The sequence below is a fragment of the Pseudomonas sp. CFBP 13711 genome, from assembly GCF_014842265.1.
In the GTDB taxonomy this organism is placed as follows: Bacteria; Pseudomonadota; Gammaproteobacteria; order Pseudomonadales; family Pseudomonadaceae; genus Aquipseudomonas.
The window spans coordinates 83,737-95,557 of sequence record NZ_JACYVI010000011.1 but is presented as its reverse complement, the minus strand read 5'-3'; the positions used below and the strand labels follow the sequence as shown (position 1 = coordinate 95,557).

Here is an 11,821-nt window from a genome sequence, read left to right as displayed (position 1 = left end):
AGGGCCCTGTGAGTCACAGCGATTTACGGGATGCAGCGCTTACTTGGTGATCGTGCCGACGTTGAACACCTGTTCCAGCATCGGGTTGAACACGTAGCCCTTGACCTTCTCGCTCATCGGCAAGGTGTAGGCCTTCTGATAGAGGTAGGCGTAGACGCTGTCGTTGAGCACGATCTTCTGCGCCTGCTGATACAGCTCGGTGCGCTTGGCCATGTCGTTGGTGGTCGCCGATTCACGGATCAGCTTGTCCACCGCCGGGTTGTCGTAGAACGAACGGTTGCCGGCCAGGCCTTTCAGCTTCGAGTCGAAGAAGAAGTTCATGAACATGTAGGGGTCGGCGAAGTCCGGGCTCCACGAGCCGATGGCGATGTCGAAATCACCGGTGCCCAGGCGCTCACGCATGCTGGCGTTGGCGAGTTTTTCCAGCTTGAGATTCACGCCCAGCGGTTGCAGGCCGGCTTGCAGGGTCAGGCCAATCGGCTCCCAGTTCGGGTCCTTGTCGGAGTACATGAACGTCAGGTTGCTGACCTTCGGCGACACTTTCCCAAGATCGGCTTTGGCCTTTTCCATGTCCTGCTTGAACGCCGGCAGCTTCTCGTCGTAGGCCCACATGCCCTGGGGGATCGGCCCGTTCAGCGGCTTGGCTTTGCCTTTCAGGATGCCGTTGATGATGCCGTCGTAGTCCAGGGATTCGACGATCGCGCGCCGCGCATCGGGGTTGTTCATCGGCGCTTTCTGGGTGTTGAGGTACAGCAGCGTCACCCGCAGCGACGGGTAATCGCCGACGACGATGCCGGACTTTTTCGCCAGCGCTTCGAGCTGGTCTTCGGGCATGTCTTCGATGATGTCCAGGTCACCGTGTTCCAGCTGCAGACGACGCACGGAAGCCTCGCCGATGATCTTCACCACGACTTTTTTCAGGGTCGGCTTGGGGCCGGCGTAGTAGCTGTTCTGCTCCATGGTCAGGGTCTGGCCTTTCTGCCAGTTGACCAGCTTGAACGCGCCCGAACCTGCGGTGTGGTTGGACAGGTAGGCGTCCGCGCCTTCGGTTTTCTTCGCAACATCCGGGTTGATGATCGCCGCGCCGTTGTGGGCCAGCGTGGAGAGGAACGGCGCGTACGGAGCTTTCAGGGTGAAGCGCACGGTCAGCGGATCGACCACCGACACGGCCATGTCCTCGGGGAAGGCGCCGGACGGGCCTTGTTTGAGTTTCATCACCCGGTCGAAGGAGAACTTCACCGCCTCGGCGTTGACCTCGGCGCCGTCATCGAATTTGTTGCCGGGCTTGAGCTTGAATTCCCAGGTCAGGTTGTCCGCCGAGGTGGTCCAGCTGCTGGCCAGCTCCCCTGCCACTTCGGTGCTGCCCTTGCCGTTTTCGACCTTGTAGGTCACCAGCCGCTGGTACGCCGGGTAGGTCACGGTCCAGTCGTTGTTGTCGATGGTCACGGCAGGGTCGAGGGTCTGCGGGTCGGACGGCTTGCCGATCATCAGGGTGTCCTGGGGCACGGCTGCGCTGGCCGATTGCCAGGCGCCGAGGCCCATGGCGGTGCAGAGGACTGCCATCGCCAGCGTGCGTGGGGTAAGGAGTGATTTCATGCCGGTTCCTTGATCGTTCGAGGTCTGAAAGTTCGTCAGGTTTGTTATTGAAGCTATACCGGGCAGTTCAAGCTCACAGGCCTCAGGCCTGCGAAATGGCGCGCCCTGCTCTTGCGAGGTCGGGTGACGCCAGATTCAGCCGGGATTCATGGTTGTCCCGGTCGTGTGCGGTGTTGCGTGATGCGTGATGCGTTTTTAGTGAGCGGGCTGGATCGAGCCGTCGTCGATCAGCGGATAGTCATCGGCGTCGGGCAGTTCGTAGTGCCACCACTCGCTGTCGATGTAGGTGAAGCCTGCCGCCAGCATGATCCCCAGCAACAGCAGGCGGTTGCGCTGTATGTCGGCGGGCAGATCAGCGAAGAACTGATGGGACTGCTCGCGCATGTCGTCGAAGCCGGTGCCCATGTCCAGGGCGTTGCCGCTGGCGTCGATCAGGGTCAGGTCCACGGCCACGCCCCGGGTGTGGTGGGAACCCAGGCTGGGGTCGCGCACGTATTCGGGGTTAGGCAGCGCCTGCCACAGCAGGTATTGCGCGTACCCCGGGCGATAGGCGTCGAAGATACGCAGGCGCAACCCGGCCTGTCGCGCCAGGGTGCTGGCCTTGCGCAGACAACGCTCGGCGTCGCGATGCAGCAGGCAGCGCGGGTCCTGGTAAATCTGCTTGCCGGCGAGGTTGTCGACGCCGGCGTAGATCAGGTCGACCTCGACCTGCAGCGCGTGGGCATCGACTTCGACGAGGGGGCTATTCACGTAACGAAACTCCAGATCAGCGTGTTCATTCATCATGTATTGGGGACGATGCTTCCCCCCGTAGGACCGGCTTTAGCCGGGAAGCCTTATCTATTCAAACTGGCCAAACAGTTGTTGCAGCTCACGGTTCTTCGCCAGCCTCTGGTCGAGGTGGTCGCCGTATTTATCGGCCACCGCCGACACCATCAAATTGAACAGGCAGGTCAGCGGCGCCAGGGAATCCCAGAACTGCCCCACATCGGAATTGAGCTGCAGCAGATCGCTCGGGTAATCCCTGGCCCATGGGCAGTGAAAGTCGGTGATAAACGCCAGGCCTACGTTCTGTTGATGGGCGACTTCGCAGAAGGTCCGCGTCACGGCGGAATAGGTTCGGAAGTCGGCGATCACGGCGTAGGGATTTTCGAACTGGGAATTCAGTGATTCGGCGTAGGTGCCGGACAAACCATCGACGTAGTACACCTTGGGCCGGATGTACTCCAGGTGACTGAAAAACGCGTTGAGGATGCCGCGGGTGGTCTGGATGCCGACGATGAACACCGCGTCGGCGCTGTGCAGCCGCTCAACGATGCGGGCGAAGGTTTCGCCACGGGCCAGGGCGTAGACCCGCTGGATCGCTTCCAGCTCACGGTTCATCGAGCGTTCCAGCGCATCGCCCTGGGTGTTTTCTTCACGAAAGGCGCCGAGCCGATCAGTGATCACCCAAGGGCTGGCGCTGTCGCCGCGCAGGCTCTGTTTGACGTCGTCGATATTGCGATAGCCCAGCGAACGCAGGAAGCGCCCGACTGAAATGCCGGTGGTGCCGGTCTGCTGGGCGATGCTGTCAGCGGTCTCGAACGGCAGCTTCTGCGGATTGGCTAGCAGGTAGCCGGCGATGCGCTTACCCGTCGGCGTCAGATCGCTGAACCGTTGTTCCAGTGCATCGAGGAAGGGACGCTTTTCCATGGGAATTCCGCTGATGGAGCCGGGTTGCGTGGACCGGGATAATGTTATCCGGCGGTCATTTTGCAACAGGATGTTAGCAACATAACATCGTGTTTCACGGCCTTACAACGATTTTTTCAAGAGATTTCAGGCGGGGGATTTTGGTGATTCAGGGTGGTGCGGACGAGAGAGGAAATGCCCTTTTTGTGGGCGATATTCACTGGTACAGGATGACCTAACGGGAGCCGACCGGTGTGCGGAAAGACCACTTCAGGCGAGACATCTGCGGACTTGAGCCCGAACTTGACCACCGGCTACAACGGAACCCGCGAAGGGCGAATAATTCGCCGATCCACGGGGACCGTCGTAAGCAACAGCGAGTTTTTTACCGCCCTCCTTCGGAAGACTTTTCATCCTTGAATATCTGGGAATATCTGGCTATCAAGCAGATGGCGGCGATTCCCCTGTTGGCTCAGTGTGAACACTGAAGGCCTTGCAACGGAATCGCTGCACTCATGACCCGAGAATCCGGGCAAATGATTCTCTTGCTGTGTTCAACTTGAAAGCGGCAGCCAGCAGATCCGTTCCGTTTTGAACCGCGTACAGCCTCAACACCGTCAGTTCCGGATACTCGACTGAGCCATTTGATCCAAAACCAGTATCGATCGAACCATTGGGAGTTACCCTGTACAGACGAGGCTGAGTGTTCCCATTGTCGGATTTAGCAACGAGATAACGCCCTTCACCGTCAACCTGCATGGTCTTAAAGGCAGCCGTAGAATCTATTACAAGCGGGTTCCCATTATTGAATGTGCCGTCGGCAGCGCCATTGTCGGCCAGTCTCATCAGCGCAATCTTGTCGTCGCCTTGTTCAGGAAACGTAAGGAGCACCGTACTTTTGCCGTCAGCTGAGACATCAAGCTGCAGCAATCTATGCCGACCGCCCTGGCCAGTAATCATGACTCTTCCGCCGGAACCAAAGGTGGAATCAAGTGTGCCATTGGGCGTGAACCTGACCACCACACCCTGAACTGTACCGTCCGAAGTGGTCTCCCCAATCGCAATGAGTCCCCCCTGGTCATCTACACCATAGTCAGTCCAGTTGTTACCTATGGTTTTCGAATCCAGCTTGAGAAAGCCGCTGCCGTGAAACCCCGTATCCGGTAATCCGTCCGACGTTATTTTGACAAGATAGTTCGCCGAATAATATTCAGGACGGTCGGCATTGCTTGGGATGCTCGACAGGAAAAAGCTACCGCCTGCCCCTTTTCTTTCACTCCGTCGAAAGGTAGCAAAGCGAAGATTTAACTCATTTGAGGGGTCGCTAAATTCAAATGGCTGGCGGTTTTCAAAGATGGCTGTGCCATTACCGGTACTGCCGAAGTTTTTGTCCAGTTCCCCTGTTGAAGTGAGCCGCAGTGCCGCAGAGGAAGTGTAATAACCGGGATCGTTGGAGATGGCTATGGCGTCCCCCACACAGGTAATCGACCCATCCGAATCAAAGATCATGCCGTCAATGACGATGTATGCGGATTCGGCAATTCCAACCAGCAACGACGGTAACTCCAGCCTCCCGCCATTGAAGGAGGTATCCAGAGGACCGTCGGCGTTGTAGCGAGAGATCCAGCTTTTCCTCTCTACAGTTTGTTCCCCTTGGTCGCTATTCTTTCTAGGTAGATCCCCTTCGCCGACCACGTAGAATCGTTGACCGGCATCCGGATTTGGGTCGATGAATACTGCCAAAGGGACTGGACCGCTAAAAAAGAAGTATGGGTCCAGCTCTCCACTCGCCCGAGAGGCGGGAGGGTTTTCACTGCCTGCTTCCCCGAAAAACCTGAAGAGCAAAACTTCGGATGGAAGCGTTTTCTGATCCTGAGCAACCGCGAGTATATCCGTACCTTTTTGAATCCCCAGCCTGCGGAACCCACTAAGATTGTCATAAGTTCTGGAGCCGTTAATACCAAACTCGCTGTCCAGAGTCCCATCAGGCATTATCCGCGTCATGCGTGCATACTGCTTCGATACGGCATCCTGTCCAGCCACGATGATTCGTTCTTGTTTATCCAACTCCATGTACACCAACGCATCTGAAATGCCGCCCATCTCGCTCAGCAAAAGCGCTCTACCACCATTGAAACTTGCGTCCTCCTTCCCGTTCTTGTCCAGCTTCATGACACCAAATTCCACGCTTCCCTGCGATTGCAGGTCCTTGACTGAAAGCAGGATGATGACTTCGCCGCCATCCAGGACCGTGACTTTTTTAGCATAAACGTTGGCCCCTTCGATCTTGATGATCTGCTCACCGCTATTGCCGAAGCCGGAATCGAGTTTACCGGCCGAGGTATATCGAGCCAGGACCCCCTCCATAGCATTGGGGCCCTGCGCCCTGCCAGCAAGCGTGATGCTTCCATTACCATCAATCCCATAGTCCACCCATTGCAGCCCGCGTTCTGGACTGGCCGCAGGTAACGTCAAGACGCCGTTTGTCCCAAACGTGGTCACGGGGGCGCCGTTCTCGTCAATTTTTAGCAGATGGTAGGATTCAACCTGGGTGTTGTAGTTGAAAAGACTGCAACAGAAAAGTATGTCTCCACTTACCTGTACAGTGCGCCGGATGGTGACAAATCCATGGGTAGCAGCTTGAGTGTGCGGCGGACGCGAGTTATCAACGTGAGATAAATCAACACCGCGGCTGGCCGCTTCTTTAGACAAGTCGACCTCGTAAATCATCCGCCCCTCATTCCCGAAACCCTCATCGATTGCGGCTGAGGTGCCTAAGGTGGTAATACGGATTGCCGCAGGTTGGAGATATCGACCGGATCCGGTATTAACTTCCGTAACGCCAACGCAGGTAATTTTGCCGTTGTTATTAAAAATCAGCCCCTGAACATCCATGACGGCTCTTAAACTGTCATCGACGAATGGAAGGGCCAAGTTCCCAAAAGCAGGATCAACAGCACCCGTCGGCAGCCGCCCAGCTATCACACTTGGGTTACTGGCACTCGTACCGTAGGTAATGACATAAATCCTTTGATCAGTATCTGTCGTTGGATCAGTGATAAACGGATCACGAACATATCTGACATAACCACTGCCGCCGAATTGCAGATCCTGATCCCCAGCAACATGCGCGGCGTTGGCAAGAGAGGTGCTTCCGTTGCGATTATCGTTACCCATGACTTTTCATCCTTTGAATGTGTTTGCGGTTTCCAGAGCCTAGCGCCTGGCCTGATCACATTCAAACAGGATGAAATCCACCTGATTTATTGCGAATTAGAAAATCCCTTTGAATACATCAGCTTGGAAATTGATAGTGCGGTTCGCAATTGAACTTACTTCCAAACAATCTAAATGCTTATAAATAACCGAAATAAGGATTACCGTACTATTCCCTTTTATCCTGCAACGTACCACTGCTCGCAGCGAGTACGCCGCCTGAACTACAGACGCTGTGCATTGCACACAGCGCCCACTCGACCCGCAGGTGGTTAGCGCAAATTAGTCTTCGCCAATTCCAGCACCATATCCGCTTTACCGTTCATCACGGCCTTGAGCATGAACAGGCTGAAGCCTTTCGCCTGGGCGAGTTTGATCTTCGGCGGCATGCCCAATTCCTGTTTCGCGGTCACCACATCCACCACCACAGGCCCTGGATGTTCGAAGGCTTTCTTCAGCGCATTGGGCAGGTCCGCCGAGTCTTCCACGCGAATGCCCAAGATCCCAGCGCCGATGGCGATGTTGGCAAAATTGGTGCTGTTGAAGTCAGTGTCATGGGGCACATAACCGCCGGCCTGCATTTCCATCGCCACAAAACCCAGCGAGCTGTTGTTGAACACAACCAACTTGACCGGCAAGTTCAACTGACGGATCGACAGCAAGTCGCCCATCAACATCGACAACCCGCCGTCACCGCACAGCGCCACCACTTGCCGTTGCGGGAACGCCGCTTTCGCGCCCAGCGCCTGTGGCATCGCGTTAGCCATGGAGCCGTGGTTGAACGAGCCGAGCAGCGAGCGCTTGCCGTTCATGGTCAGGTAACGCGCCGCCCACAGGGTCGGCGTGCCGACATCGACGGTGAAGATCGCGTCCGGGTCGGCGTAGGCGTCAACCAGTCGCGTCAGGTATTGCGGATGAATCGGCTCGCCATGGCCTGACGGCGTGGCCAGTTCATCCAGCTCGTCGCGGGATTTGGCGTAATGATCCAGCGCCTTGTCGAGGAACTTGCGGTCGGTGTGGGCCTTGAGGCGGGGCAGTACGGCGTCGAGGGTTTCAGCGACACCGCCGGCCAGACCGATGGCCACTGGCACGCGACGGCCGAGGGCGGTCGGGTCGATGTCGATCTGAATGACCGTGGCTTTTTCCGGGTAGAAATTGCGGTACGGGAAACTGCTGCCAAGAATCACCAGCGTGTCGCAGGCCATCATCGCGTGGTAGCCGGAGCTGAAACCGATCAGCCCGGTCATGCCGACGTCGAAGGGGTTGGCGTATTCGATGTACTGCTTGCCGCGCAGAGCGTGAACCACCGGCGCAGACAATTTCTCCGCCAGCGCAACCACCTGATCGTGGGCCTCGGCACAGCCAGCGCCGGCCAGAATCGTCACTGCTTTCGACTTATCCAGCAGGTCCACCAGGCGTTGTAAATCGGCTTCTGCCGGGATGACCCGCGCAGGCGCGTGATCCACCCACTGGGGTTTGATGTCCGGCGCGGCACTCAGGGCGACGTCGCCGGAAATCACGATCACCGCCACGCCGCGCTGGCTGATGGCCGCGCGCATCGCCCGTTCCAGCACCCGAGGGAACTGCTCGGGGGTGCTGACGGTTTCGACGAAGTGGCTGCACTCCTTGAACAGGTCGGTGGGGTGGGTTTCCTGGAAGTAATTCAGGCCGATCTCGGACGACGGAATCTGCGCCGCGATGGCCAGGACCGGCACACCGCTGCGATGGCAGTCATACAGGCCGTTGATCAAGTGCAGGTTGCCCGGGCCGCAACTGCCCGCACACACCGCCAGCTTGCCGGTGGACGCCGCTTCCGCCCCGGCCGCGAACGCCGCGACTTCTTCGTGACGGGTGTGCATCCACTTGATCTTGCCCAGGCGCTGGAGGCTGTCGGTCAGACCGTTCAGGCTGTCGCCGCTGACGCCCCAGATCTTCGAGACGCCGGCCGCGGCGAGGGTTTGGGCGAGGTAATCGGCGATGGTTCTGCTGGACATGGGGCAAGTTCCTTGTCGAGTCGAATGAGCGCGCGGTGCCGGAACAGACATCACGCGTGGTCTCAAATCGACCCGTCACGCCGGGCACAGTTCAGTGCGTGTGGGCAAACGTGCCCACCCACACCTGCCTGCTATCACACCGGCGGCTGGCCCGGCGCCTTGCTCGGCGCGGCGATCTGCACCTTCGGGTTGATTGGCGTGACACTCGGCGTCGCGTACTGCTGTTTCAGATGGCCGTCCTGATCCAGCAGCCAGGCATCAAGGATCTCCCGCACCACGGGACCCGCCACGCGTCCGCCCGCCTCGCCGTTCTCGATCATCACCGCGACGACAATCTTCGGATTGGCCGCGGGGGCAAAGCCGACGAACAAGGCGTTGTCGCGGTGCCGTTCCAGAGTCTTGTCGCGGTTGTAGCGTTCGCCCTGCTTGATCGCCACCACCTGCGCGGTGCCGCTCTTGCCAGCGATGCGGTACTGCGCACCTTGCGCGGCCGCACGGGCGATGCCGCGCGGGTCGTGCATCACCGCTTGCATGCCGTTGTTGACCTGATCCCACTCGTGGGAATCGCGCAGCACGATGTTCGGCATCGGATGCTCGTCGACCGGCGCCACGCCGCCGATTTCCTTGGCCAGATGCGGACGGTGCCAGATGCCTTTGCTGGCGATCAGGGTCGTCGCCTGGGCCAGTTGCAGCGGCGTCACCTGCATATAGCCCTGGCCGATGCCGAGGATCACCGTTTCCCCCGGGAACCAGGCCTGACGCCGGGTGATGCGCTTCCATTCTTTCGACGGCATCAGCCCCGCCGATTCTTCAAACATGTCCAGCGAGACCTTCTGGCCGATGCCGAACATGGTCAGGTAATCGTGAAGGCGGTCGATCCCCAGCTTGTGGGCCAGGTCATAAAAATAGGTGTCGTTGGAGCGCATGATTGCCGCGTACAGGTCCACCCAGCCATCGCCGCTGTGGTTCCAGTTGCGGTACTTGTGATCGAAATCAGGCAGCTGGAAATAGCCCGGGTCGAACACCCGCGTAGACGGCGTGACGACCCCGCTGTCCAGCCCGGCAATCGCCACTTCCGGCTTGATGGTCGAACCCGGCGCATACAAGCCGCGCAGCACGCGGTTGAACAGCGGTCGGTCGACCGAATCACGCAGCGCCGAATATTCCTTGAAGCTGATGCCGGTAACGAACAGGTTCGGGTCGAAGCTCGGCTTGCTGACCATCGCCAGCACTTCGCCGGTGGCCGGATCGATCGCCACCACTGAGCCGCGACGATCGCCCAGGGCATGTTCCGCCGCCTCTTGCAGCTTGATGTCAAGGCTCAGGGTGATGTTCTTTCCGGCCACCGGATCGGTGTGTTTTAGCACGCGCAACACCCGCCCCTGCGCGTTGGTTTCCACTTCTTCGTAGCCGACATGGCCATGCAGCTCGCTTTCGTAGAAGCGCTCGACGCCGGTCTTGCCGATGGACTGTGTGCCGCGGTATTCCACCTGATCGAGCTGAGTCGCTTCCTTCTCGTTGATCCGCCCGACGTAGCCGATGGAGTGGGCGAAGTGCTCCGCCAGCGGGTAGTGGCGAACGAACTGCGCCTCGACGTCCAGGCCCGGCAGGCGGAACTGATTGACCGCCAACAGGGCGATCTGCTCTTCGGTGAGTTCATACAACAGCGTCACCGGCACGAAGCGGTGCGGCGAGTTTTTCATCGCCTTGTCGAAGATGATGCGGTCCTCGTCGGGCAGATTCAGGATCTGCATCAGTTCGTCGATGACCGCATGCCAGTCGCCTGCGCGCTCGCGGGTCATGGTCAAGTTAAAGCTAGGCCGGTTGTCTGCGAGGATCACGCCGTTCCGATCGAAGATCAGCCCGCGCTCGGGCGGAATCGGCAGGACATGGACGCGGTTGTTTTCGGAGATGGTCGAGTGGTAGGCGAATTCGGTGACTTGCAGGAAGTACATGCGGCACACCAGCGCGACGCTGAGCATGGCCACGAACACGGCGCAGGCGATCAAGCGTTTGTTGACCAGCCGGGTTTCCTTCTCGTGGTCTTTTAAAGGTATTGGATCGGGCATTTCTGCAGCTACTCGGTGAACAGATGGACAGCACAGTCAGCACCCCGTGTGAATAGGCGGGACGCAAATGGCGTGCACGATACCAAGAAGTGCTCCTGGCGACGGACTCGGCTTTATGAAGATTCTGTCAGGTTCGAGCCGCCGCCCGCGCTGACACTCAAACCGTAAGGCCCGATTAGGCGAAACGACACGCGCCGTCGCCGGCTCATTGTTACTCGAAAGGACCGTGACTGTTACGGGATCGGTAAGAGTCATTTACAGAATTCACTCGCCGCAACACCTCGTAACACATCTATCATGCCAGTTGGCGTGAAAAAACAGGGATCAGTTACGGCAACTCCCCGCCCAGCGTGCGCTATTCGGCCGCCGGGCTGCCAGAGACCCAATGTCACACCCCGCCAAGAGCCACTTGCCGTGCACATCGTATGCGCGGCAATACCCGTGATAAAGAACGCAGAGCACAGCCCCGGCACGGACCATTCCCCAATGGCCTGTGGGGGCGTGGTTTTGCAGGAGCCCTGAATGACAGAGAAATCCAAAGGCCTCACCCGCCGCCAGTTGCTGAAAGGTTCAGCCACGACGCTGGCCGTGGGCGCCGCCGCTACGGCCCAGGCCGCCACCGTCGTTGGCGTTCCGCAGTGGGTGCCCTTCGACCACAACGGTCCGATGCACTACGACACCCCCGGCTGGCAGTTCTTCACCGATACCGAGGCCACTGCGGTGGAAGCCATTGTCGCCCGACTGATTCCTGCCGATGACCTCAGCGTCAGCGGCAAGGACGCCGGTTGCGCGGTGTTCATCGACCGTCAGCTGGCCAGCGAGTACGGCACGTTCAGCCGTCTGTACATGCAGGGGCCGTTCGTTCAGGGCACGCCGATGCAGGGTGACCAGTCGGAACTGGTGCCGCGCCAGCGCTATCGTCTCGGCCTCGCAGGCTTGGAAGGCTATTGCCAGAAGCAGTTTCAGAAAAGCTTCAGCGGCCTGACCGCAGAACAACAGGACAAGGTCCTGACCGGTCTGGACAAGGCGGAAATCACGCTGGACGGCATCGACGCCAAGCTGTTCTTCCAGCAAGTGCTCGGCAACACCATGGAAGGCTTCTTTGCCGACCCGGTCTACGGCGGCAACCGCGACATGGTGTCGTGGAAAATGATCGGCTTCCCCGGTGCCCGCTACGACTACCGCGAGTACATCGGGCTGCACAACCAGAAGCTGAATCTGGTGCCGCTCTCCATCATCGGCAGCTCCGCCTGGACCAAGAAGGGTTAATTCGAC

7 protein-coding genes are annotated in these 11,821 nt (G+C 58.8%); 1 reads left to right on the top strand and 6 read right to left on the bottom strand.

Translation table 11 applies throughout. The features are described from left to right. Window positions 1-39 precede the first annotated feature (39 nt). The 6 genes from IFT47_RS19940 to mrdA form a co-directional block, all read right to left on the bottom strand. Window positions 40-1,596: an ABC transporter substrate-binding protein gene (locus tag IFT47_RS19940; protein ID WP_192172215.1), complete on the bottom strand. Its 1,557-nt coding sequence runs from the start codon at window positions 1,594-1,596 to the stop codon at window positions 40-42. Window positions 1,597-1,791: 195 nt separating this feature from the next. After that, on the bottom strand, window positions 1,792-2,346 hold the full coding sequence (gene ddpX / locus IFT47_RS19935; protein WP_342345360.1) for a D-alanyl-D-alanine dipeptidase: 555 nt from the start codon (window positions 2,344-2,346) through the stop codon (window positions 1,792-1,794). A gap of 90 nt (window positions 2,347-2,436) precedes the next feature. After that, on the bottom strand, window positions 2,437-3,288 hold the full coding sequence (locus tag IFT47_RS19930; RefSeq protein WP_192172216.1) for a MurR/RpiR family transcriptional regulator: 852 nt from the start codon (window positions 3,286-3,288) through the stop codon (window positions 2,437-2,439). A 492-nt stretch (window positions 3,289-3,780) separates the two neighbouring features. Continuing rightward, entirely contained in the window at window positions 3,781-6,444 is a 2,664-nt protein-coding gene (locus tag IFT47_RS19925; RefSeq protein ID WP_192172217.1) for a hypothetical protein, read from the bottom strand. Between the two features lie 311 nt (window positions 6,445-6,755). Continuing rightward, entirely contained in the window at window positions 6,756-8,477 is a 1,722-nt protein-coding gene (gene poxB, locus IFT47_RS19920; RefSeq protein ID WP_192172218.1) for a ubiquinone-dependent pyruvate dehydrogenase, read from the bottom strand. A 134-nt stretch (window positions 8,478-8,611) separates the two neighbouring features. Next, window positions 8,612-10,546: a penicillin-binding protein 2 gene (gene mrdA, locus IFT47_RS19915; protein ID WP_192172219.1), complete on the bottom strand. Its 1,935-nt coding sequence runs from the start codon at window positions 10,544-10,546 to the stop codon at window positions 8,612-8,614. Window positions 10,547-11,068: 522 nt separating this feature from the next. Between mrdA and IFT47_RS19910 the strand changes: the two genes are divergently transcribed. Beyond that, window positions 11,069-11,815 carry a gluconate 2-dehydrogenase subunit 3 family protein gene (locus IFT47_RS19910; protein ID WP_192172220.1) on the top strand — a complete coding sequence of 249 codons (747 nt, stop codon included), beginning with the start codon at window positions 11,069-11,071 and terminating at the stop codon, window positions 11,813-11,815. Window positions 11,816-11,821: the final 6 nt, after the last annotated feature.

Bases quoted from the DNA above. Each gene is read 5' to 3' on its own strand.
- IFT47_RS19940 (WP_192172215.1), bottom strand. From the start codon at position 1,596: ATGAAATCACTCCTTACCCCACGCACGCTGGCGATGGCAGTCCTCTGC.
- IFT47_RS19930 (WP_192172216.1), bottom strand. From the start codon at position 3,288: ATGGAAAAGCGTCCCTTCCTCGATGCACTGGAACAACGGTTCAGCGAT.
- IFT47_RS19925 (WP_192172217.1), bottom strand. From the start codon at position 6,444: ATGGGTAACGATAATCGCAACGGAAGCACCTCTCTTGCCAACGCCGCG.
- poxB (WP_192172218.1), bottom strand. From the start codon at position 8,477: ATGTCCAGCAGAACCATCGCCGATTACCTCGCCCAAACCCTCGCCGCG.
- mrdA (WP_192172219.1), bottom strand. From the start codon at position 10,546: ATGCCCGATCCAATACCTTTAAAAGACCACGAGAAGGAAACCCGGCTG.
- IFT47_RS19910 (WP_192172220.1), top strand. From the start codon at position 11,069: ATGACAGAGAAATCCAAAGGCCTCACCCGCCGCCAGTTGCTGAAAGGT.